24 protein-coding genes are annotated in these 22,847 nt (G+C 37.5%); all 24 read right to left on the reverse strand.

Annotated elements, in window-relative coordinates:
• Nucleotides 1–2: 2 nt before the first annotated feature.
• Nucleotides 3–761 carry a ribonuclease HII gene (locus BR73_RS0116265; RefSeq protein ID WP_033166395.1) on the reverse strand — a complete coding sequence of 253 codons (759 nt, stop codon included), beginning with the start codon at nt 759–761 and terminating at the stop codon, nt 3–5.
• A 328-nt stretch (nt 762–1,089) separates the two neighbouring features.
• Entirely contained in the window at nt 1,090–1,983 is an 894-nt protein-coding gene (gene ylqF / locus BR73_RS0116270; RefSeq protein ID WP_033166396.1) for a ribosome biogenesis GTPase YlqF, read from the reverse strand.
• Nucleotides 1,983–2,573, reverse strand: a complete 591-nt coding sequence (gene lepB / locus BR73_RS0116275; protein WP_051685253.1) for a signal peptidase I — start codon at nt 2,571–2,573, stop codon at nt 1,983–1,985. The genes ylqF and lepB overlap by 1 nt, the downstream gene beginning before the upstream one ends.
• A 116-nt stretch (nt 2,574–2,689) precedes the next feature.
• Nucleotides 2,690–3,037, reverse strand: a complete 348-nt coding sequence (gene rplS, locus BR73_RS0116280) for a 50S ribosomal protein L19 (RefSeq protein ID WP_033166397.1) — start codon at nt 3,035–3,037, stop codon at nt 2,690–2,692.
• A 426-nt stretch (nt 3,038–3,463) separates the two neighbouring features.
• A complete protein-coding gene (gene trmD, locus BR73_RS0116285; protein WP_033166398.1) occupies nt 3,464–4,225 on the reverse strand; it encodes a tRNA (guanosine(37)-N1)-methyltransferase TrmD in 762 nt (253 codons plus the stop codon).
• Nucleotides 4,226–4,291: 66 nt separating this feature from the next.
• Nucleotides 4,292–4,798: a ribosome maturation factor RimM gene (rimM, locus tag BR73_RS0116290; protein WP_033166399.1), complete on the reverse strand. Its 507-nt coding sequence runs from the start codon at nt 4,796–4,798 to the stop codon at nt 4,292–4,294.
• A 251-nt stretch (nt 4,799–5,049) separates the two neighbouring features.
• On the reverse strand, nt 5,050–5,280 hold the full coding sequence (locus BR73_RS0116295; protein ID WP_033166400.1) for a KH domain-containing protein: 231 nt from the start codon (nt 5,278–5,280) through the stop codon (nt 5,050–5,052).
• A 95-nt stretch (nt 5,281–5,375) separates the two neighbouring features.
• The gene (gene rpsP, locus BR73_RS0116300) at nt 5,376–5,621 is read right to left on the reverse strand and encodes a 30S ribosomal protein S16 (protein WP_033166401.1); all 246 of its coding nucleotides are present in this window, start codon (nt 5,619–5,621) and stop codon (nt 5,376–5,378) included.
• Nucleotides 5,622–5,688: 67 nt separating this feature from the next.
• Nucleotides 5,689–7,038, reverse strand: coding sequence for a signal recognition particle protein (ffh, locus tag BR73_RS0116305; RefSeq protein ID WP_033166402.1), 1,350 nt, complete (start codon nt 7,036–7,038; stop codon nt 5,689–5,691).
• Between the two features lie 66 nt (nt 7,039–7,104).
• Complete coding sequence (gene ylxM / locus BR73_RS0116310; protein WP_033166403.1) at nt 7,105–7,476, reverse strand: YlxM family DNA-binding protein; 372 nt, start codon at nt 7,474–7,476, stop codon at nt 7,105–7,107.
• Between the two features lie 64 nt (nt 7,477–7,540).
• Nucleotides 7,541–8,254 (reverse strand): alpha/beta hydrolase, encoded by a 714-nt coding sequence (locus BR73_RS0116315; RefSeq protein ID WP_033166404.1) that lies wholly within the window; start codon nt 8,252–8,254, stop codon nt 7,541–7,543.
• A 213-nt stretch (nt 8,255–8,467) separates the two neighbouring features.
• Entirely contained in the window at nt 8,468–9,067 is a 600-nt protein-coding gene (locus BR73_RS0116320) for a GNAT family N-acetyltransferase (protein ID WP_033166405.1), read from the reverse strand.
• Nucleotides 9,068–9,153: 86 nt separating this feature from the next.
• Nucleotides 9,154–9,867 (reverse strand): TrmH family RNA methyltransferase, encoded by a 714-nt coding sequence (locus BR73_RS0116325; RefSeq protein ID WP_033166406.1) that lies wholly within the window; start codon nt 9,865–9,867, stop codon nt 9,154–9,156.
• A 427-nt stretch (nt 9,868–10,294) separates the two neighbouring features.
• A complete protein-coding gene (locus BR73_RS0116330) occupies nt 10,295–11,725 on the reverse strand; it encodes an oxaloacetate decarboxylase subunit alpha (protein WP_033166407.1) in 1,431 nt (476 codons plus the stop codon).
• 27 nt (nt 11,726–11,752) lie between these two features.
• The gene (locus BR73_RS0116335; protein ID WP_033166408.1) at nt 11,753–12,178 is read right to left on the reverse strand and encodes an acetyl-CoA carboxylase biotin carboxyl carrier protein subunit; all 426 of its coding nucleotides are present in this window, start codon (nt 12,176–12,178) and stop codon (nt 11,753–11,755) included.
• Between the two features lie 33 nt (nt 12,179–12,211).
• On the reverse strand, nt 12,212–12,601 hold the full coding sequence (locus tag BR73_RS0116340) for an OadG family protein (protein ID WP_033166409.1): 390 nt from the start codon (nt 12,599–12,601) through the stop codon (nt 12,212–12,214).
• 141 nt (nt 12,602–12,742) lie between these two features.
• A complete protein-coding gene (locus BR73_RS0116345) occupies nt 12,743–14,176 on the reverse strand; it encodes a carboxyl transferase domain-containing protein (protein ID WP_033166410.1) in 1,434 nt (477 codons plus the stop codon).
• 217 nt (nt 14,177–14,393) lie between these two features.
• Complete coding sequence (locus tag BR73_RS26815) at nt 14,394–15,335, reverse strand: HD domain-containing phosphohydrolase (RefSeq protein WP_242860689.1); 942 nt, start codon at nt 15,333–15,335, stop codon at nt 14,394–14,396.
• A 31-nt stretch (nt 15,336–15,366) separates the two neighbouring features.
• Nucleotides 15,367–16,113 carry a PAS domain S-box protein gene (locus BR73_RS27530; protein WP_051685255.1) on the reverse strand — a complete coding sequence of 249 codons (747 nt, stop codon included), beginning with the start codon at nt 16,111–16,113 and terminating at the stop codon, nt 15,367–15,369.
• A gap of 52 nt (nt 16,114–16,165) precedes the next feature.
• Nucleotides 16,166–17,122 carry an aminoglycoside phosphotransferase family protein gene (locus tag BR73_RS0116355; RefSeq protein WP_033167536.1) on the reverse strand — a complete coding sequence of 319 codons (957 nt, stop codon included), beginning with the start codon at nt 17,120–17,122 and terminating at the stop codon, nt 16,166–16,168.
• Between the two features lie 61 nt (nt 17,123–17,183).
• A complete protein-coding gene (locus BR73_RS0116360; protein WP_033166411.1) occupies nt 17,184–18,512 on the reverse strand; it encodes an MFS transporter in 1,329 nt (442 codons plus the stop codon).
• 922 nt (nt 18,513–19,434) lie between these two features.
• Nucleotides 19,435–20,403 (reverse strand): glycosyl hydrolase family 53, encoded by a 969-nt coding sequence (locus BR73_RS0116365; RefSeq protein WP_197032675.1) that lies wholly within the window; start codon nt 20,401–20,403, stop codon nt 19,435–19,437.
• Nucleotides 20,404–20,864: 461 nt separating this feature from the next.
• Nucleotides 20,865–21,458, reverse strand: coding sequence for a regulatory protein RecX (locus tag BR73_RS0116370; protein WP_033166413.1), 594 nt, complete (start codon nt 21,456–21,458; stop codon nt 20,865–20,867).
• A gap of 2 nt (nt 21,459–21,460) precedes the next feature.
• Nucleotides 21,461–22,510 (reverse strand): recombinase RecA, encoded by a 1,050-nt coding sequence (gene recA / locus BR73_RS0116375; RefSeq protein ID WP_051685257.1) that lies wholly within the window; start codon nt 22,508–22,510, stop codon nt 21,461–21,463.
• Nucleotides 22,511–22,847 lie beyond the last annotated feature (337 nt).

Genomic DNA, 22,847 nt, shown 5'->3' on the forward strand with positions numbered 1-22,847 from the left:
TGTCAGATGAAGTTCTTTATAAAACTCATTCTATGTAAAGGTGTCGGACCAAATTTTTTCAATGCCTCAATATGATCCCCTGAGCCATATCCTTTATTGGAAGCAAAGCCATAAGCGGGGAATATCTGATCATAAGCTGTCATGATACGGTCTCTTGCTACCTTTGCTATTATGCTGGCTGCCGCTATGGATACACTCTTTGCATCACCTTTTATAATAGGAACCTGTTTTATTGGTACCTGTGGTATGGTAACGGCATCATTTAAAAGAATATCCGGAGTTACCTTCAAATTACCGATAGCCTGACGCATTGCTTCATAGGTTGCCTGCAAAATATTAATTTCATCAATTTTAGCCGGCGGAACAGAACCCACTCCGATTGCAATAGCTTTCTCCATGATTTCATCATAGAGCTTCTCTCTCATTTTCTCAGTCAATTGCTTGGAATCATTTATATATAAGATGTCGCAGTTCTTTGGAAGAATGACCGCTGCCGCCATAACCGGTCCTGCTAAAGGGCCTCTTCCTACTTCATCAATACCACAGACATAAGTATATTCATTATATTTCCTCTCATAGGAATTCATCTCGTATATTCTGTTTTTCTCTTCTTCCAATGCAGCAAGTCTCTTTCTGTGCTTATCAAGAAGACTTTTTACACCTGTTCTTGTATCCTCCTGATATTTAATAATCATATCGGCGATTTCCTCTTCTTTGGCCAGAAGAAATTCTTCTTTAACAGCCTGTATACTCATTCCCATAAATAAATAACCTCATTCCTTTACTTACTTTCTTATGTAATATTTTATTTAATATTCTTGTAATACAGCTTAATTCCAATTCCAGGAAAGGAAATAACTAAGAATCCTGAATTCTTTAAACACCAATCTTTTAAACAGCTTTTACCTTATTACATTAAGGTAAATTAAGGCCAGTCATTTATTTTCAGATGCTATACTCCCAGTTTTATAAAACAAAAGAGAAAGATTGAACATCTTTCTCTTTTGTTTCAATCTCTTGTAATCGGCAATTAAGTGATATGGCTATTATATCAGATTTCCGTGTAATCCAAAAGATTATTTCATTATATTATTCGCTTATGGAATTATCATTCTCTTCCCCCTGGGTTTCACTTTCGATTTCCGGCGGAAATTCAAGCGTTACCTTTCCAAGCTTCGCATTACGGAAATCATCCACCAGGAAACCTGAGGCTTTTTCAAGATCCAATTCCCCGCCCTTTAATAAACAGGCTCTTTTCTTTGCGATAGCTGTAAGGTTCTCTACTGCATCTTCGCTTTCAGTTATACCATATCGCTCTGTTAAGGCACCCTTATAATACGTAGTCAGAAAAGATATAAGATCAAGGCTCATGGAATAGCTGTTTAAGATATCATCTCTTATTGACCCAATTAAAGCAAGATGAAGACCTACTCTCTGATCCTCAAATTTCGGCCATAAAATACCGGGCGTATCTAAAAGTTCAATGGATTTATTTAATTTAATCCATTGCTTGCCTTTTGTTACACCGGGTTTATTTCCCGTTTTTGCAGATGCTTTACCTGAGATGCTGTTAATAAAGGTAGATTTTCCCACATTTGGAATACCAACAACCATTGCACGCAATGGTCTGTTCAGGATTCCTCTTTTTCTGTCTCGTTCGATTTTAGCTTTACAGGCTGTTATAACGGCATCATTCACCTTTCTGATTCCGTCTCCCTTTTTGGAATTAACAAGTGCTGCTATATATCCCTGGCTCTCAAAATATTCCTTCCATTTCTGGTTCTGAACATCGTCTGACAAATCATATTTATTTAACAGAATAACCCTTGATTTATTACCGGCAATCTGATTAATATCTGGATTTTTACTGCTCAGCGGAATACGTGCATCAACCAGTTCGATGACTACGTCAATTAGCTTCATATCTTCCTGCATCACACGTTTTGCTTTCGACATGTGACCGGGATACCATTGAAAATGCATTATTCCTCCTCCTTTACGGTATTTAATTTATTTATAAAGGCAAAACCATTTTCTCTAATCCAGGCTTTCCCTATAATGTCTCCAGTTACAATGTTTCCTATATTGGCAAAACGGCTGTCTTCACTGTTATTTCGGTTATCTCCAAGGACAAAGAATTCATTCTCATCCAGCTTGATTTCTTCCTCCGCCAATCCTGCATTGGTAATAGCCTCCGTTTTAACAGGTTCCTTAAGTACTGAACCGTCTATATATACTTTTCCGTCAATGATGCGGACGGTTTCACCGGGAAGGCCAATAACCCTTTTGATATTTAAATAGCTATGTTCTTTATCCGACTGTTTAAATACAATTACGTCAAATCTTTTAGGTTCACTAAATACATAAGCAAATTTATTGATTAATATATTATCCTGATCTTTCAGGGTACTTTCCATAGACTGACCAGACATTAAGGTCTTTTCCAACGCATAATGGGTAATATAATAAGCCAGTGCTACAACTGCGGCTATCTCAATGAACCATATGAGCAGAGATATTATTACTTTTTTTATTATCGGGCCCTTGTCCTCTTTTTCAAAATCATATTTCATAGGAACCTCTCTTTTAATATCCGATGTTTAACAATTGGAAGTTTAATGAAACAGGATAATAAAAGGGACAATACTATAAGTAGTTGTCCCTTCCCGTTTTTTTGGGTTACGTGTTATTATTTTACGATTTCTTTAACTTTAGCTTTCTTACCTACTCTGCCACGTAAATAATTTAACTTAGCTCTTCTAACCTTACCGTGTCTGATAACTTCGATCTTCTCAACACTAGGGGAATGCAGGGGCCAAGTCTTCTCAACGCCGATACCGTTAGATGCTTTTCTTACAGTAAATGTCTCTCTGGCTCCACCGTTCTGTCTCTTTAAAACAGTACCTTCGAAAACCTGTGTTCTTTCACGATTACCTTCTTTAACTTTTGCATATACTTTAACAGTATCGCCTACGTTGAAGTCTGCGATTTCGCTTTTAAGCTGAGCAGCTTCGATTTCTTTAATAATGTTATTCATTTATGTGACCTCCTTAAATTCGATGTTCTTAATACCTTGCCTCGGTTAAACAGCTTGTACCTCCTGTTAATGGGCGTTGTATCAGAGGACCATCCCATCTCACAACAACTTACTATAACATGCTCCACCAGAAAATGCAAGTAAATTCTCTTTATTTAAAAGAAGTTTTCTCATTTACTAAATGCAGCTGTTTATTCCTGATTCAAACAAATAAAATAACCATATATTATTATGATCTTATGATACTTGTCCAAATATAAACTTGTCCAAGAATAAAAAACAGACACACAGGCAAAGTACAACTTATATGTTTGAATGTACTCCCCTCTACTGCCTGTGTATCTATTATGATAATACACTCGACTACCTTGGTAGTCAATAGACACTTATGTCTATTTTATGTTTTTATTATATAAATTATAAGCCTTATTGATTTATTTTTTTAAGATAAGTTCTATCCTTCTCCGACAAAATAGCCTTTTCCATTAAATCCGGACGATTATTAATGGTTCGAAGGAGAGATTGCTGTCTTCTCCACTCTTCAACCTTGCCATGATGACCGGATAACAGCACTTCAGGTACTTTCCTGCCTTCAAATTCTTCCGGCCTGGTATATTGGGGGTACTCTAACAGGTTATCCTGAAAAGTCTCAAACTCAGCAGAAGTTTCGTTATTTAAAACTCCCGGCACCAGTCTGCTGATTGCATCAATCATGACCATAGACGGCAGTTCCCCTCCGGTTAATACATAATCTCCGATGGAAACATTATCTGTAACGATCATTTCCAGGGCACGTTCATCAATTCCCTCATAATGACCGCAAAGAAAAATTAAATTCTCTTCTTTTGCAAAATCTTCCGCCATAGACTGGTTAAATACCTTTCCCTGAGGCGTAAGGTATACCACTCTGGGTGTCTTTTCATTTCCGGCAGTCTCATCATTTCCTGCTGCAGCTATCTCTTCCTTCACCGTTCGATAAGCCCTTACCACCGGACCGGCTGCCATGACCATTCCTGCACCGCCTCCATAAGGATAATCATCTACTCTGTTATGTTTATTTTCCGAAAAATCTCTGATATCTACCGTATTTAACTTAAGAATACCTTTTTCCACAGCCCGTCCAATTATACTGGCAGACAGACCCTGTCTGATCATCTCCGGAAAAAGGGTCAATACATAAAAATTCATGTGATAAACCTTCCTGCTTCTATTTTCCAACCTGTTTTCTTATTGTCTTTCCATCACAAAATTATTTTATATTAATCCAGGCATTAAATGTACCAATATCTTTTTATTTTCTACATCGACATCAATAATACATTCTTTAATGGATGGCAGAAGAATCTCTTTCTTTTCTTTGGTGGTAACTACATAGACATCATTTGCACCGGTAGACAGCACATCTGTTAAAACACCAAGTTCTTCACCTTCTTCGGTAACAACAACCGAATCCAGAATATCACAGATAAAGAATTCATTCTCCTGTAATTTCACTGCATTTTCCCTTGTAACCAATAAATCGCAGCCTTTGTATTTCTCTATATCATTTATATTATCAATTCCCTTAAACTTCAGGATAGCCCACTGTTTAAAAAATTTGACCCCTGCAATTTCAAGTTCCTTATATTCCTTTTTAGTATCCAAAAACACCTGTTTTAATTGCTTAAAACGCTCCATATCATCCGTAGTAGGAAATACTTTCACTTCACCTTTAATTCCATGGGTAGATGATATTACCCCAACTCTTAAATAATCTTCCATTGATACTCCTTATCAATTATACTGCAACCATTATTTATGTATATTCTATACTAAAATCCTGCTGTTATCCCAGACAAGCCAGCTTCTTTGCAATAACAGTTCATATTTTCTTTGTAATAATAACATTTTTTAATAAAATAAGAACCCTTGCAAGTAAGGGATAAGGAAAGAATTCTCCGGAAAAATTTATTTTCCAGAGCTTTTCTTTCTACCACCTAATCCAGACAGGGTCCTTTAAGGCATAAATATTATTATTGAAGAATTTCAACAACTACCTTTTTATCATCCTTTGCAGCTGCTGCTTTTACAACGGTACGAATGGATTTTGCTATTCGGCCTTGTTTGCCGATGACCTTCCCCATGTCCTCAGGTGCAACCTTTAACTCCACAATAATGGACTGGTCGGTTTCCTTTTCTGTTACAACAACTTCTTCAGGGTGATCAACGAGTGATGTAGCAATTACTTTAACTAATTCTTTCATTACCCTACACCTCCAATGGAATGTGACAACTATTATACCATAAATCGGAATTTACGGCAATATGCCATCATCCCCAAAAAATGTTAAACAGAAAATTATTTTGTAATTCCTGCTTTTCTAAATAAATCACCAACTGTTTCAGTAGGCTGAGCACCATTCTGTAACCACTTCTTAGCTGCTTCTTCGTTTACTTTGAAAGCGTTGGGTTCTTTAGTAGGATCATAAGTACCGATTTCCTCGATAAATCTTCCATCTCTAGGTGATCTGGAATCTGAAACAACGATTCTATAGAAAGGAGCCTTTTTCTGTCCCATTCTTCTTAATCTGATTTTTACTGCCATGTAATTTCACCTCCTTGAAATTTTAAATATATATTATTGAAAAGTTATAAGTTTATAACCTGACAATCTAGAATCCGAAAGGCAGTTTGAACTTGCCTTTTTTCATGCCCTTAGAGCCCATCATTCCTGACATTTGCTTCATCATCTTTTTGGACTGTTCAAAGCCTTTCACCAACCTGTTTACTTCACTGATGTCAACACCGGCTCCCATTGCAATCCTTTTCTTTCTGGAAGGATTTAAAATATCCGGATTGGCTCTCTCTGCCTTTGTCATGGAATAGATAATTGCTTCCACACCACTTAAAGCATTTTCGTCAAAATCCAGATCTTTCATCTGGCTGCCACCCATACCGGGCATCATTTTAAGGATATCTCCGATACCGCCCATTTTCTTAATCTGCTGCATCTGTTCCAGATAATCATTAAAATCGAACTCAGCCTTCTTGATCTTCTTCTCAAGCTGCTTAGCCTTTTCTTCATCAAAATCTGCCTGCGCTTTGTCTATAAGGGTCAGTATATCACCCATACCAAGTATACGGGAAGCCATTCGGTCAGGGTAAAACTGCTCTAAATCTGATAATTTCTCACCCATACCTGCATACAGGATAGGACGGCCGGTTACTGCTCTGATGGATAGAGCCGCACCACCTCTGGTATCACCATCAAGCTTTGTTAAAATAACACCGTCAATTCCAATCTTACTCTGGAAATGCTCCGCAACATTTACGGCATCCTGTCCAGTCATGGAATCTACAACCAGGATAGTCTGGTGAACCTGTATGTTCTCTTTAATTTCAATTAGCTCATTCATCATGTCTTCATCTATATGAAGACGTCCTGCGGTATCTAATATCACCACATTCATGCTGTTGTCTTTGGCATGTTCAATAGCAGCTTTGGCTATATTAACGGGTTTATGCTTATTTCCCATGGAGAATACAGGCACTCCCTGTTTATCCCCGTTAATCTGCAGCTGTTCAATAGCAGCCGGACGGTATATATCACAGGCAACCAGTAAAGGCCGCTTGCCCTTTGCCTTGAATTTACCGGCAAGTTTTGCTGTAGTAGTTGTTTTACCGGCACCCTGTAAACCGCACATAAGGATAATGGTCATTTCATTTCCGGGCCTAAAGGCTATTTCTGTAGTCTCTGAACCCATGAGATTTACCATCTCTTCATTAACAATCTTTATTACCATCTGGCCAGGAGTAAGGCTTGTCATAACATCCTGTCCAACGGCCCGTTCCTGCACATTCTTAATAAAATTCTTAACTACCTTGAAGTTAACATCTGCCTCTAAAAGAGCCATCTTAACTTCCTTCAGTGCTGTGGCTACATCCGCTTCTGTCAGGCGGCCTTTGCCTCTTAAGTTCTTAAATACATTTTGCAGTTTTTCAGAAAGGCTGTCAAATGCCATCGGATACCTCCTGCCCATTATTATCTATCTTTTATCTAAATTTGTCTGTTAATTTACGTATATTAGTTATAATTCATTAACCATCTTCCGTGACAGGCTTATAATGTTATCCAAATCTTCGTCTTTGTACTCATCCTTTAACCGGCACGCAAGCAAATGGATTTCTTCTGCTATCTGCCTGGTGGACTCGAACTTACGGGCGAGACCCAGTTTCTTCTCACAATCGTTTAATTGCTTTGAACCTCTCTTAACAATATCATATACGCCTTGTCTGCTGATTCCCTGCAAAGCGGCAATCTCTCCTAATGAAAGATCATTGAGTATATAATCTTCAAAAATCTGTTTGTTATGGTCCTTTAAAAGTTCTCCATAAAAGTCAAACAGGAGAGATAAATATACCTTTTCCTGAAGTTTTTGATTGATTTCAGCGCTTTCCATAAAAACACCACCTGTAAAGTAATTTTCTTTACAGGTGGTAGTATATATGATTACAGAGGGTTTGTCAAGGTTTTTTTGCTAAAAAATCAACTATTGCTTGTACAGTCTCTATCTGCTGTTCTTCATCGCTGATAGAAGCTGTTCCATCTCCTTTTTGAAAACCATAATTTCCAAATTGAGCATGGTTTCCGCCCTGAATTTCAACTAACCCTGTTAGTCCTTTCAGTTTATCCCTGTTAAGAACCTTATCTTCGCTTCCATAGATTATAACAGCCGGAATATCAGACTTATTCACAGGATAGGCTGCTAACAGTATGAGACCGGCTACCTCTTCTGAATGTTCTACAGCATAACTGCTTGCCATTGCCCCCCCCAGGGAATGACCACCCATATACCAGCTGGTGATCTCCGGAAATTGTTCTATTATTCCGTCAGCAGCATTTACATCAAATACCGCCAGATGAAAAGGCATCTTTATCAATACACAGGTGATGCCTTCGCCGGAAAGTCTGTTCAAAATCGGGGCATAAGCAGTTTCCTCCACTTTCCCGCCGGGATAGAAAATCAATCCTTTGTTCTTATTCTTGTCAGGCTCAGGGTAAAAGACTGTGTAGTCTTTTCCAACTTCAATGCTTTCAGAATAAGTACTGTAAATATCCTCTGCTGTTGCATCAGCCTTATAATATTGCAGGACATAGATTAAAAAGGTACCTGCAAGTATTAATAAAATAGCAGCAAGAATAATTAAAACTCTAGTGATAATTTTCTTTTTCTTCATAAAGTTTCCTTATTTATTTTGATGTTTCATTTTGGTATTTCATTTTGATGTTCATCCTGATATTTCATTTTATTGTTCGTTTTGAGGTTTTATTTGATGTTTTATTTGATGTTCGTTTTGATGTTTCGTTTGATGTTTCGTTTTTGATGTTCGTTTGATGTTTAATTTTTGATGTTTTTTTCAATGTTTTATTCATATGCTTTATAATATGCATTAAATATTAATAACATCAACACTGATATTTTGTAAAACCCTATTAACCTCTTCCTTTGGCAGATCATATGGCTTTATGACAGCTTCCGGTTCTCCTTCTGCTTCTCTTAAATGCTTCTCCATTACCAGTAGGTCTCTCCAGGCACCGAATTTATATGCTGTTTTTTCATAGATACCGATTTCTTTAAAGCCGAATTTTTTATGAAGTGCTACACTTCCGGTATTTGGGACACAAATTACAGAATAGACCGTATAAAGTCCCTGTGCTTTTGCAAGTTGAAAAAGTGCATTGTAAAGTGCCGTTCCAATACCCTTTTTATGATAGGTATCCTTAATATATACGGAGCATTCACAGTCCCAGTTGTAAGCGGCCCTTTCTCTGTAAAGGGAACAGTAAGCATAGCCTGCTATTTCACCATCCACCGTATATACTAACCACGGATAGGTACTTGTTATTTTTCTGATTCTTTCTTTAAAATTGTCTAAGGGAACTGTTGTATATTCGAAGGAAACTACTGTATTTAGGATATAAGGTTCATAAATAGCGTATATTTCTTCGGCATCATCCAGGGTAGCCATGCGTATTTCTGTCTTGCTCATAATGTTCGACCTTTCTGCTTCTGTTAATTTGCAATATCATTAATATTAATTGAGCTGGTAAAGAGGTTGAATAAACTTTATTAGTCTTATACATGTGTAAATAAAAAGGTACCGATTCCTACTGCTATGGTTATGTTTAAGGAGTCCACCTCCGGCGACTGGGGAATACAAACGCTTGTCCCTGCTGTCAGATAGGAATCATCCAGCCCTGTTGCTTCATTACCAAAGACCAGTGAAAACAATTCAGCTTTCGGGCAGTTCTGTATCTCCAGGGTATTTTCACCATTTAACATAAAGGTGAACACCTCTTGTTTCTTGTTAAGCTTCCGATACTCTTCGAAAGAGGAAAACAACTGGACTCTCATTTTGAATAAGGCACCCATAGAAGCCCGAATAACCTTTGGATTAAATATATCCGCGCAGGGAGTTATAATCGCCATGTCCTTTATTCCAAGTCCTAAGGCTGTTCTTAAAATAGTACCCAGATTTCCCATATTACTTGGGTTGACAAGCACTATATGGGAAGCATCACTGTTCAGGGTATCCTCATACTTATTAAATACACCTATGACGTAACAATTTTCTTTGTCACTAACCTTTGAAAAAAGCTTATCGTCTTTTAACACCGGTATATTATTCTCTTTACAGGTATTCCTGATCTTCTCCTCATCAGTATACTGAGAATGGATATATACACCTGTAATGTTTTCTTTTTTTCCTGCTATTAGCTCATAGGTAGGAAAAGCACCCAGAGCATAGGAATAAGCAGCTCCTTTTTTATATGGCTTTATCGCTTCCATACATCACTTCCTTCTTATTTTCAATCACTAAAATTCTCTCAATCACTAAAATTCTCACTCACAATATTATATCCAAATGGGAAAAACGTCAACTTAAATCCTAAAGCTTTCATCAGCTATTACTTAACAAAATAAAGTCCACATAATTTTTCATGCAAACCTGTCTAAGCCTTACAAATCAAAATCTAAATTGCTGAATATATTTACTATCCCGTTTTAAATTTAATTTAATTTTTCCTTGTATCTACTTTTTTACTTGATGTTATTTTCCTTCAAGCTTATTTCAGCTCAGCTTCATCTAATATTATAGAATCTCTTCATCAAAATAGACTGCTGCAATTTCAGGAAAATTGCTCAGCAGTCTATCTGTTGAGATTGAAGATTTGTTTATTTAATATTACTCTTTACAGCCGGAATACCTAATAATTTATACCGGGTATGCCTTATTCTGATAATCAGCAAAAAGTGGATCTACACCTGTTTCCTGCGCTTTACGATACTTAAAGAATTCCATGGCCACCTGAGGAAATAGTGCATAGGATAGGACGTCTTCCTCCTGCTGCTTCCATTCCTTAACCGCTTCTTCCATCGCTGGCAGTTCCGGTTTCAGAAGATCTGCGGGACGGCACTCAATCGGTTTAGCATCACCTATAACCTTTTTTCTGACTTCTTCATCAAAAGGTCTTACGGTTTTTCCGTATTCACCGGCAAGGATAGCTTTGGTTTCTTTGGTTACCATTTTATAACGTTCACCTGCTATAACATTTAATACAGCCTGTGTACCGACAATCTGGCTGGAGGGGGTTACCAATGGCGGTTCACCAAGATCTTTTCTTACTCTTGGTATCTCTTCCAGCACCTGATAGTATTTATCTTCTGCTTTCTGTTCCTTTAACTGGGACATCAGATTGGATAACATTCCTCCCGGTACCTGATAGAGTAAAGTTTTTATCTCCACACCCATTACCTTGGGATTTAAGATTCCTTCCTCCATGGCATTATCCCTTAGCGGACGGAAATAATCCGCAATTTCAGCTAATAACTGCTGGTCAAGACCGGTATCATAAGGAGTTCCCTTGAAGGTCTCAACTAATACTTCTGTCGCCGGCTGGCTGGTTCCCATAGCAAAAGGAGACATTGCAGTATCTATAATATCTGCACCAGCTTCTACTGCTTTCATATAGGTCATTGCAGCCACACCGCTGGTATAATGGGTATGAATATCGATAGGTATATTTACGGCTTCCTTTAAAGCACCGATTAACTCGGAAGCTTCATAAGGTACAAGAAGCCCTGCCATATCCTTTACGCATAAAGAGTCCGCCCCCATCTCTTCGAGCTTCTTAGCCAGTTCCGTGTAATACCCTGTAGTATAAGCTTCTCCCAGTGTAAATGCGATTGCAATCTGAGCATGGCCTTTTTCTTTTTTTGTTGCTTTCACTGCTGTTTCCAGGTTTCTGATATCATTAAACGCATCAAAGATACGTATATTGTCGATTCCGTTTGCAATGGATTTCTGAATAAAGTACTCTACTACATCATCTGCATAGTGGCGGTAACCTAACAGGTTCTGTCCGCGAAGCAACATTTGAAGTTTTGTATTTTTGAAACCTTCTCTTAATTTTCTAAGCCTAACCCAGGGATCTTCCTTTAAAAAACGTAAGGATGCATCAAAGGTAGCACCTCCCCAGCATTCTACCGCATGGTATCCCACTTTGTCCATTTTTTCAAGAATTGGCAGCATCTGCTCAGTAGTCATTCTTGTTGCTATGAGTGACTGATGAGCATCACGCAGGATGGTTTCGGTTATTTTAACAGGCCTTTTAATCTGTCCCGAATCGTTATGCAATTCGTTCATCGGTATGCCTCCTTTACACAAGTTCTATTAGTTTAAAGTTGCAAGTAAGGTTCCGGATTCTACCGTTTCACCAACGCCAATATTAATACTTGCTACAGTTCCGGCTTCCGGTGCAACAATTTCATTTTCCATTTTCATAGCTTCCAGAATCAGTAATACATCACCTCTGTTAACAGACTGTCCAATGGACGCTTTAACAGCTAAAATTTTTCCGGGCATTGGTGAAGTAACGGGAATCTTACCATTGGAACCACCGGTAACCGCTGCGGGAGCTGCTTCCTGTTCAGGTTCCGCTGCTGCAGGGGCTGTTGTCTGAGCTGCCGGAGCAGGGGTTGCTGCCACCGGAGCCGGAGCTGCATAAACGGGAGCCGCTGCTCTTGCCGGACGGCCTGTTGTCTCTTCCACTGTAACATCATATGCAATACCATTAACTGTAACTGTATAAGTTTTCATTATTTATTTCCTCCTTATAATAAGCTCTGGATATTATCTTCTACGTATCGAACGGATTACAAGTCCGTCAGCAGGTACCTCTTCCAAAGAAGCCATTAATGCGGCTGTTATAACCGCCACCAGCTGAGGATCATTTGCAGGATTAATCTGCACGGGATTACTATTATTTATGGCTGCTGCACCTGAAGCCGAATCAACTGCTCTGTTCGACCCACTGTTATCGCTGCCTTTATACATAGCTTTTGTCAAAGCGATGAAAAGTCTTATGATACCAAGGATACCAACAACCAGAATTAAGCCTGTAAAGACTAAACCGAGTATTACAACCGTATCTAAATATTCACCGGGAATCTGATCCTTAACTCCAAAGCCATTAACCGCTGTAAGTATAAGGCTGTTCCCATAGAATCCTGATAAACTCATGTCTGCTCCTATCTGCACGGTCCAAGTCACTTCCGTACCTAGTTATTGCTTTCATATTATTTCTTTAAAGGATATCAAATCTCTCGTTTAATATTTCTGGATCCATAGTTGAACTGTTTATATTTTCAACTTACCGAGCTTTTAAACCGTTCCATGCTTTTTGGAAGAAGCATGTACACTCTTTGTAAAGAGCATTTCAAAAGCATAGATTAAATGCTTACGTGAAGTTGCTCTATCTATAATGGAATCCACATAACCACGTCTTGCCGCTGAAACAGCATTGGACTGAAGTTCCTTATATTCCTTTGCTTTCTCTTTCAGATCAACCTCTTCGCCTTCATAAATTATGCTTACTGCCTGGTTCTCATCCATCATACCGATAGAAGCACTGCTCAGTGCAAATACCATATCAGCACCGATATGCCTGGAATTCATTGTAACATAAGCACTGCCGAAAGCTTTCCCTATAATAAGATTTACTTTCGCGACTGTAGCCGAAGCAAAGGCATAAGTTAATTTAGCAGCTGCGGCTGCAATAATGGTTTCCTGATTAAGCTCTGCTTTATATCCTTCAACATCAGTCAGTGATAGTAACGGAATTCCGAAAGAGTCACAGAAACGAATAAATCTCTCTGCTTTTAAACATCCTTCTGCAGTAAGTGTTCCATCATGCTCAGCTGAAAGAACACCGGAATCCTCTGCCCAGGCCCGTCGATTCGCGACAGCTCCTATGGTTACACCATTTAATCTTATAAATCCGGTAACCATCTCTTTGGCATGCTCTTTCTTAATCTCTACAAAGTAATTGTCATCGGAAATCTCAGTCAGTATGTGCGATGTATCTTTGTTATCAAATACAGCTTCCGGAATTAAACGATTTAAGTCATCCAGACATTCATCATAGGATGCGTCATCTTCGTTATTAGCCGGCAGTAAAACAATCAGATTTCTGATACTTTCCAGCAAAGCCGCTTCATCCTTTACAACAAAGTCAATGTTTCCTGCCTGCGCTTGAAATCTTGCTGCTGCCGTATCACATTTCGCTGTAAAGTTCTGTTTCAAAGCGTTAGGTGAATTTACAAAAAGCTGCCCATTATTTTCTGTCATAAACGAAAAATCACTTAAGGCGCTTAATACAGCAAGCCCTCCACCGCATGGACCTAAAATAGCGGTTATTTGAGGTATTACACCTGACGCCATTGTCTGTTTCTGGTAGATCTCTCCTAAACCATTCAATGCATCAGTGGCTTCCTGAAGTCTTAAGCCGGCACTGTCGATTATTCCGATAACCGGTGCCCCCACCTTAAGTGCTAAATCATATACTGCTGTGATTTTTTTTGCATGCATTTCACCAATGGTACCGCTTCCAGCAGTGCTATCCTGGCTGTATACATATACTGGATTTCCGTCAATTACTCCATATCCGGTAATTACACCATCGGAAGAAATTTCCTTTTGACTGAGATTAAAATCCGTATTTCTTTTCGTGACCAAAGCACCAATTTCTACAAAACTGTTATCATCAAGAAGAGCGGTAATTCGTTCCCTTGCTGACAATTGTTTAGCCGTGTTCATCTTCTGCCCTCCATTTACTTCCATTTATAAAAATAAATTCAAATTTTCTGCCTATTATATTATAGGATAAATTTCTGGTAATTTCAAGGATTATTAAAATAAATATCCGTATATGTTAGTAATTATATACATTGAATTTCATCCAATCAAAGGCTGACAGGTATAAAAATGCCATAAATCAAGGCCTTTTTATACCTGTCAGAGTAAAAAACAGAAATTAAATTGTTAGTATCTTAAAAGAAGCTTCCACAACTTCCGGGTCAAATTGAGTACCGGCATTCGCCCTTAACTCTTGTATAATCTGTTCCATGGTAAGCGCTTTTCGATAAGGCTTATCAGACAGCATGGCTTCAATGGCATCTGCAACTGCCAATATTCGTGCCAATTTCGGAATTTCCTCTCTCTTCAGGCCTCTAGGATAACCGGTTCCATCATATCTTTCATGATGAGACAGAACTTCTTCCGCCAGATACATCAGTTCGGGCGATGCTTTTATTATTTGATAACCTTTTTCTGAATGCCTGGTAACAATCTCGTATTCAGCTTCTGTTAATTTATCCGGTTTATTTAATATCCCATCTTCTATGGTTATCTTGCCTACATCATGTATCTGTCCCAAGACCCTCAAATCTATAATATCACTATTACCAAGACCAAGAATAACCCCCAGCTTGTCCGCCAGGCGGCTGACTCCCATAGAATGTTCTCTTTCCGATGGATTCTTTACATATAATGACTGCAAGATGATATTTACCGTCCTGTTCTTAACACTTCTGCTGATAGACAGTTTTTCCTTATACATCATATCATCAGCCTGCTTCATGACAATACTCATATCATATCCATTATTATATTTCACGGCGTAACCGAAAGAGATTGATAAATTAATACTGTCTACAAAAGTCTTTTTATTATCGTGATTAATATCATGGATAATGCTGTTTGCTTCTTCCATGTCCGTATTAGGAAGCAGCATGATAAATTCATCACCGCCCCATCTCGCAAGAACATCCTTATCCTTTAGAACCCGGCGAAGGGATTCGGCAGCCGCAGCTAAGAGTCTGTCTCCGGCAAGATGTCCAAAAGCATCGTTGGTAAGCTTTAATCCGTTAACATCACCTATTATAATCGCAATAGGGTAATTTGACGGTTCATCCATTTGAATTACTGCCTGTTCAAAATACCTTCGGTTATAAAGACCGGTCAAGTTTATCGTGATAAGTAAGAAACCGGATTTCCTTTTCATCCTTTTTCTTTTCTGTTATGTCTCGTATAATAATTGTATTACCTGTCTGCATCCCATCTGCCTGAAGAACCGGCATTATATGTATCTCAACTTCTTTTTTACTTCCGTTATTTGCTATTATATAACCACTTTGAGAAAAGGGGATTGTGCAAGTATTATTCTGGCAATCAGGTGTTTGCAGTATTACTTTTTCATTGATTTCACTATATACATTAAGTACTTCAGTAATAGGTTTATTTATTGCGTTGATACCTGATACAGTACATATTGCCTCCGCTTTCGGATTTATAATTTCTATATTACCGTAAACATCTGTAACGATTACCCCATCACGTATTGACTGCAAAATAGTATGCAGCCTTTCCATATTTTTAAACAGGATCTTCTCATTTTTCAGATTTCTTGTATTTAGGATGTAAACCATTAATGAGATACTAAGGAAAATAGCAGATCGTACAACTGCTGCTAATATCAATTCTCCATCCTGATCATATGGAAGAACTGACACTATATAAGTACAAGAGGTAAATAGGGTCAGTAAAATACCTGTTCTTTTATACCAGAATACACCAAGTAAAATAGGGATATAGTATAAATGCTGCGGGATATTATAGATACCCATATTTAAACAGAGCAGATTCACTGCCAAGGAAATCAAGAAAGAAGCTGTAAAAATTATATGTTTCACCATAAAATAATTCACCTCCATTTACTATGTCATATCGCTCGGCTTACTGCTATATTTAAACTGCTCTTAATGCTGCAAGGGTTTTCTCCAACTGCTCTTTTGCCCAGTAGAACATACCTCTATCCGGATATTTTCTGAAATCACTCTCCAGTGAGGCTATTGCAAACAGATAGAAATCGTACCATAAAATACGAACTTTTTCTGCTTCTGTAAATCCCTTTTTGCCATAACCTTCAAGAAAAGCCGGATTCTGATTATGAGAACGGAAACCAACTTCCAAAAGCTCGTCTCCCCATATACAGCGTTCAAAATCAATAAAACCTGTTATTTTATCATTCTCAACAAAAACATTACCTGCCCAAAGATCCCAATGAACTAATCTGGGTGTCGTTACCTCAAAAAAACTATTCCTATGCATTAATAGCATCCTGCTTATGCTTTCAAAATCTATTCCAATATCCAGACTGATTTTCTCTGCATCCTGAAAGATTTTCTCCAGAAAACCTTTAAATACATCAAACCAGTCAGAATCCGCTACACTACTGTTATAATAGCCGAATCCGTTACCGGTTATCTGATTGATAGCAGCATTGTATTTTCCTGTTTGCCGCTCAATGAAATCCTTTTCCTCTTTTGTCATAGCTTCCTGAATGCTGCTAAAGCTCTTTCCGTTAAGCTTGGACATAAAGAAATAATCGCTTGGACAAATTGAGTGAGAAAAATCATGGAATAGCACTTTCGGCATGGGTATATCAGGATGCTTTGAAAGCAGTTCCATACAGCCAACTTCTGCCCTCATTATATCCTTTTCATTTGTCATGACAAGAACACCTTCCGGCGGAGCTATCTTTAAGATAACCTCTCTTTCATCATTTAGAGTAATTAGATATGCGGCATTAAAATATCCTTCTGTTAATTCTTTCGCATCTACCAGTTCTGCTTGCGGAAATGCCAGGTTCACCATTGCTTTTAATGTTTGTTCCGTAATATTACTTTTTGTTATGCTATTCATAATTATACAGGATTTAATCCTTCTCCTTTCATTTGTTAACATCAGCTCATACTTGGGCAATTTAATTATTTAATTCCTGATTACTGATTTCCCTTTTATAACTTTTATAGCTTAAATACCATTGGAGCGAAGATAGGATTCTTAAAATCAGTAATATTGCAAATACCCTTCGGAAAGCGGACAGGTTATTGCCAATAAACTGATAGAATTTAACACCTGCTAATGGCATAATAGCATTACTTAAGGTGATAAATACAGTATATATAGAGATGCTTAAAGTCTTATTATTTTCCGGTATCACTGACAACAGGTATTGAGGCATATTTAAGGGAACTGTGGCAAATGCCAGATTTGCGATAGTATTCAATATAAGAAAAACTACCGGACCGATACCAAGGGGAACAGTGGTTGAAATAATCATACACAAAGGGCATAAGGCAAGTCCCAGATTTCCGAAGATCACACCAAATCTCGGTCCCTTTCTTTCATTCAGCCTGCTCCAGAAACCAATAGTCAGAAACTGTGCAAGTGCTGCTCCAATAGCAGCGTAACTTAACCAGGCTTCATTCATCTTAAGATAATTTACCTGTCCAAGAAAATATAAGGTCCAATCAGCTTGCCAGAATAAGTAAAAGAATAATGCTCCTCCCAGAAATTTCACAAAGGGTTTATGGTGTAATAATTCCTTAAAGGCCCTTCCAAGGTCTGCAAAAGACATCGACTCTTTCTTCTCAATATATCCCCCTTTTATCTTCCTTACCGTTACTACCTGTATAATGAGGATCGCGGCTACAAACCAGTAGAAGATCTGGTGCATCCTGATTTTGCTTCCCGTACCAACAGCTGAAGCCAGCAAGGCACCTGTGATAAGGGGCAAGGCTATGTTAAAGAAGAACATTCCTCCAGTTCTGGCTGTAAGTATACGGTTTCTATTTTCAAAAGGTACTACATCGGAAAAATAAGCTTGCCAGGAGGCATTATAACCAGTTAATGGGCCTACGGAAAGACATAGAAATAATATAAATACAGGAAATGCGAAACTGCCAAGAAAAGGTACAAAACCGATAAAAAGATAGAACAAAGCCAGAGCCATAAGAGATAATGAAACCATCATTCTCTTATTTTTCATACGATCCGTAAGAATACCAAGCGGTAATAAGACAATCACCCCAACAAATTGCGGTATAGATGCAACAAGACTGATTTCAGCATCCGAAGCCCCCAGACGCAAGGCAAAAAGGTTATTATTATTGTTCATGATATTCGTAGCAATAGCAAAAAGCATTCCTTCTACGGCAAACATCAGTAATGCATTATTTTCAGGCCGAAAGAAAGAGGAAATATTTCGTTTGAAGGAAGCTGTAGTAAAATTCTGCAGGCTTTTTTTCATGTATTCCTCCTTGAACTTTTGCATGATTTTTGTATAGAATTAATAATCTCTCACCTTAACGGATACCTCTGAGGATATAATGACCGCTTAAACTTCCTTTTCTTTCATATATAGTAGCATAATTTATACTTTTTACAAGTACTTCTTTCATTATAATTTCATTTTTTTAGAGCAGGTCTGAAAAATGCTTATACCGGGCAATGCTTATCCTGACACCCCTGATGTTTACCTCTAAATTTGTATGGATTATTAATGAAAATATATGCCTTTTTGAGCATAAGAATTAATAAGGATATTTGTGAATGTTCAAGGTTAATTTTATACTGAATATTCAGCTAAGAAATGTAAATCAATTCATATAGATTAAACACGAGATACTGCCTGATCGAACTCTTCCCGGGATGATATCTCGTACCTGTAGTAAAACTTTCTTGGAAAGACTCTTCTAATATAATTTAAATTCAGAAGGAGCAGTCAAACTTCTATAAAGACACTGGCTGAAAATCATGTCAAAGTTTATATGTTCCAACAAGAATTGTATCTTCCATGTACCAAACATTAATAAACTATTGGCGATAAATCTTAGCCTTGTGTAATAGAAATCTGCTGCTCCTTAAATTAATTATTAAAAACAACTTTATTTATATTTCTTAAGATAATCTCTTTATAATTCTTACTATTCCTTTACTTATATCTCTCTATAATTCTTTCTCAATAATTCTTTCTTAATAATTCTTCCTCAATAGTTCTTGACATAGGACCATTGCTTATAATTCTTTTCTTATAATTTTGAATAATTCTATTTAATAATTCTTTATTTAAATTTCTCGACTATAAGATAATGTGATAAACGCTCGACATAAGTTATCAGTTCAACTATCTAAAAATTATATAATAACCAGTCTGTTGGCAGACTGACTGATTACAGTTTCTGATACCACTCTTTTAAGGAAGCCTCCGCTTTTTTCAAGTGAATGTTAAATCCTATATCCTTATCAGCTTCTTCCTGGGTATCATAAATTGCAGTACTCCAATCCCACCAGAATACACCGCTAAACCAATCTTCCTTGGAGAATACCTCCAGGCAGGAATCATAGAAAGCTGCCTGCTCTTCTTCACTTCTTTCGAACTCTGTATGAGTAAAATCCCAAGGCATCATAGCGCACCCACTTGCACTTCGTATACCAATCTCCATAAATATAACAGGTTTCTGTAAGGATGCACTCACTTCCCTTAAACGATCAGCTACCTTCAGCCATTCCTGTTTCATATTTTCCTTGGATTCTCCAGGTTTCTTACCAACTTTATAGTAAGCACTGGTGCCAATGTAATCAAGGCTGTCAAACCAGCTTACTTCCTTTTCTCTGCCATGGTTTGCATTATATACCAGAGGTCCTTTATAAATCTTCTTAACTTCTGCTATTGCATTTCTCCAATGTTTTTCTTTTCTTTCCGTACCACTCATTTCACAGCCGACACAAAACATCTCACAGCCGGTGTCTGCTGCTATCTCAGCATAATGGCACAAAAAAGCAGTATAGTATTCAAACCAGGTATCCCAGTAATGATCCTTCCCCCACATATCACCATCCGGAAAATTAATTAATGCTCTCCATACTCCATCTGCACTGTTAATAACTGGCTTTAAGCAAACCTTAACACCTCTTTCATGTGCTCTGTTTATGGTGTGGATAATTTCTCTATCAGATAAGGTATTTCGATAGTCAAAATATATTTCTGTAGAAGAAAAAGTTTTCTGGTGAACATGAAATGCCAGGCACATCCAGTTAACTCCAATATCAAATAACAGATCCTGTGACTTTTCTGCCTCTTTTGTGAGATAATCTCCTCTTCTGCCATCCCATCCATAGGTAAATCCTTTTATGTCCATATTATCTCCTTTGCGTTTAATATTGTGCATATTGGTGCATATTGTATTTTTTTGTTATGCATATATAATGCTTTAATTGCATCATAACATATCTTGTTTGTAAATGCAATAATATACATATAAATTGATAAATTTAATCCTAATCTCTTGATTTTTCAAAGTATTTACAATATTGTATGGATAGGATATATTATTTTTATCTTGGATTATTGAATATTCATAATACATTTCCGTTTTCGCACTATTAATTTGCATACTTCATTTTAAAATAATGCATTTTAAGCGCATATATAATGCATTTATTACACTTAAAGTATGAAATAATTATACATATCTAACTCGAATCATCATTATACAAAATACAAAAACGAGCATGTGGTTAAAACCACTTGCTCGTTTTTTTACTTTATTTGATAATTTTAAATCCAAATGTCAACTTAATAGCACTTATATAATCAAGGTTATTCCAGACTCATGTAATGCCTGATCAAGTCCATTCCATAACCTTTTCGATAGAGTTTGGCAGCTATCTTCTGCCGTTCTTCTCTGGACAGGCTTTTAACATCTGAAAACTTTTTATTAATTTCTCGTTGAATTGCTTCCTCTTCACTATCATACTCACTGGAAAGCGCTTCCTGTATATCAATTCCTGATATCCCTTTTTGTTGTAGCTCACCTATTATCTGTCGTTTACTTTTACTGCTCTTTCTCAACCTTACATAACTGGAAGCATAACGTAAATCATCAATATAGTGATAACTGGTAACATAACCAATGGCTTCTTGTATAATATCTCCGCTGAATCCGGCCATTTCCAGCTTTCTTTTTAATTCTGCCTCTGTCCGGTCCATATGCTTAAGCAGTGCCATAGCTTTTTGTTTGGCTCTCTTTATGGCAGTGTTATATAGTTCATTCAGAAGTGTCTCGGCCATATTACCTTCTTCTATCAGACCATACTTCTTGATTTCTCTGTCATAAAGAGTAAAACGATACCTATCATCCAGATATACCTTTACTTTATTTTTACCTGTGTTTTCCAGTCGGGTTATAATCATTTTTACTCATCTGCTTCCTTAGCTGTTTCCTTAGTATTTGCATTTGCTGCTGATACAACAGACAGATTATATTTATCTCTGACTTTTAACTCGATCTCAGCAAATATCTCAGGATTTTCTTTTAAAAATAATTTGGCATTCTCACGCCCCTGTCCAATCTTTGCCTCATTATAGGCATACCATGCACCACTCTTAATGACAATGTTCTCATTGGAAGCAAGGTCTAAAACATCCCCTTCCCTGGAAATGCCCTGTCCGAACATGATATCAAATTCTGCTTCTTTAAAAGGAGGTGCAACCTTATTCTTAACTACTTTTATACGTGTTCTGCTTCCAACAATATCTCCGCCCTGCTTCAATGCTTCAATTTTACGAACATCCAATCGAATGGAAGAATAAAACTTAAGAGCACGTCCACCAGTTGTTGTCTCAGGATTGCCAAACATTACACCAACTTTTTCACGAAGCTGGTTGATAAAGATTACAATACAATTGGATTTGCTGATAGCTGCCGTTAATTTACGAAGGGCCTGGGACATTAATCTGGCTTGTAAGCCCACGTGAGAATCACCCATATCACCATCAATTTCTGCCCTGGGTACCAAGGCGGCTACAGAATCGACAATGATAATATCCACTGCGCCGGAACGAACCATTGTTTCTGTTATTTCTAAGGCCTGTTCACCATTGTCAGGCTGGGATATGTAGAGATTATCAATATCTACTCCGATTCTCTTCGCATAGACAGGATCCAAAGCATGCTCGGCATCGATAAATCCGGCAATTCCACCAATTTTTTGCACTTCTGCAACCATGTGAAGAGCAACGGTAGTCTTACCACTGGATTCCGGTCCATATATTTCAACGATTCTTCCTTTTGGTATTCCTCCTAAGCCAAGGGCAACATCCAAGCTGATAGATCCGGTGGGTATAGTTTCTATGTTCATATGGGCAGCCGTATCACCAAGTTTCATAACGGAGCCTTTTCCGTACTGTTTCTCAATCTGCGCCAATGCGGATTCCAGCGCTCTGCTCTTATCTTCTTTTGACATCTTTTTTCTCCTTTATGCGAACTTATGTTCTTGTTTTAATAATAGCTTATCTTTTAAAGTTTGTCAATCTTAAATTCTTATTTCTTTGCTCTTATTTCTTTGTTCTTATTTTTGCTCTTACTTCTTTGTTCTTATTTTGCTCTTATTTATTTATTCTTATTTTTGCTCTTATTCTTTGTTCTTATTTTGCTCTTACTTCTTTGTTCTTATTTTTACTCTTATTTCTTTGTTCTTATTTTATTACAGCAGTTCTCCTTTCTTTTAGATTACTTTACCAAATTAACCAATAGATAATAGTATGAACCATTTCATTTTGTTGTTATGGAGGTTTCATGAT

This window comes from Clostridium sp. KNHs205 (genome assembly GCF_000702945.1).
In the GTDB taxonomy this organism is placed as follows: Bacteria; Bacillota; Clostridia; order Lachnospirales; family Lachnospiraceae; genus Anaerocolumna.

Bases quoted from the DNA above. Each gene is read 5' to 3' on its own strand.
- BR73_RS27530 (WP_051685255.1), bottom strand. From the start codon at position 16,113: ATGGTGAAACATATAATTTTTACAGCTTCTTTCTTGATTTCCTTGGCA.
- ffh (WP_033166402.1), bottom strand. From the start codon at position 7,038: ATGGCATTTGACAGCCTTTCTGAAAAACTGCAAAATGTATTTAAGAAC.
- BR73_RS0116320 (WP_033166405.1), bottom strand. From the start codon at position 9,067: ATGAGCAAGACAGAAATACGCATGGCTACCCTGGATGATGCCGAAGAA.
- BR73_RS0116340 (WP_033166409.1), bottom strand. From the start codon at position 12,601: ATGAGTTTATCAGGATTCTATGGGAACAGCCTTATACTTACAGCGGTT.
- rplS (WP_033166397.1), bottom strand. From the start codon at position 3,037: ATGAATAACATTATTAAAGAAATCGAAGCTGCTCAGCTTAAAAGCGAA.
- recA (WP_051685257.1), bottom strand. From the start codon at position 22,510: ATGTCAAAAGAAGATAAGAGCAGAGCGCTGGAATCCGCATTGGCGCAG.
- trmD (WP_033166398.1), bottom strand. From the start codon at position 4,225: ATGAATTTTTATGTATTGACCCTTTTTCCGGAGATGATCAGACAGGGT.
- rpsP (WP_033166401.1), bottom strand. From the start codon at position 5,621: ATGGCAGTAAAAATCAGATTAAGAAGAATGGGACAGAAAAAGGCTCCT.
- BR73_RS0116360 (WP_033166411.1), bottom strand. From the start codon at position 18,512: ATGAAAAAAAGCCTGCAGAATTTTACTACAGCTTCCTTCAAACGAAAT.
- ylqF (WP_033166396.1), bottom strand. From the start codon at position 1,983: ATGCATTTTCAATGGTATCCCGGTCACATGTCGAAAGCAAAACGTGTG.
- BR73_RS0116265 (WP_033166395.1), bottom strand. From the start codon at position 761: ATGGGAATGAGTATACAGGCTGTTAAAGAAGAATTTCTTCTGGCCAAA.
- BR73_RS0116365 (WP_197032675.1), bottom strand. From the start codon at position 20,403: ATGGACATAAAAGGATTTACCTATGGATGGGATGGCAGAAGAGGAGAT.
- BR73_RS0116370 (WP_033166413.1), bottom strand. From the start codon at position 21,458: ATGATTATAACCCGACTGGAAAACACAGGTAAAAATAAAGTAAAGGTA.
- lepB (WP_051685253.1), bottom strand. From the start codon at position 2,573: ATGAAATATGATTTTGAAAAAGAGGACAAGGGCCCGATAATAAAAAAA.
- BR73_RS26815 (WP_242860689.1), bottom strand. From the start codon at position 15,335: ATGGATGAACCGTCAAATTACCCTATTGCGATTATAATAGGTGATGTT.
- rimM (WP_033166399.1), bottom strand. From the start codon at position 4,798: ATGGAAGATTATTTAAGAGTTGGGGTAATATCATCTACCCATGGAATT.
- BR73_RS0116330 (WP_033166407.1), bottom strand. From the start codon at position 11,725: ATGAACGAATTGCATAACGATTCGGGACAGATTAAAAGGCCTGTTAAA.
- BR73_RS0116355 (WP_033167536.1), bottom strand. From the start codon at position 17,122: ATGAATAGCATAACAAAAAGTAATATTACGGAACAAACATTAAAAGCA.
- BR73_RS0116315 (WP_033166404.1), bottom strand. From the start codon at position 8,254: ATGAAGAAAAAGAAAATTATCACTAGAGTTTTAATTATTCTTGCTGCT.
- BR73_RS0116345 (WP_033166410.1), bottom strand. From the start codon at position 14,176: ATGAACACGGCTAAACAATTGTCAGCAAGGGAACGAATTACCGCTCTT.
- BR73_RS0116325 (WP_033166406.1), bottom strand. From the start codon at position 9,867: ATGGAAGCGATAAAGCCATATAAAAAAGGAGCTGCTTATTCCTATGCT.
- BR73_RS0116295 (WP_033166400.1), bottom strand. From the start codon at position 5,280: ATGAAAGAATTAGTTAAAGTAATTGCTACATCACTCGTTGATCACCCT.
- ylxM (WP_033166403.1), bottom strand. From the start codon at position 7,476: ATGGAAAGCGCTGAAATCAATCAAAAACTTCAGGAAAAGGTATATTTA.
- BR73_RS0116335 (WP_033166408.1), bottom strand. From the start codon at position 12,178: ATGAAAACTTATACAGTTACAGTTAATGGTATTGCATATGATGTTACA.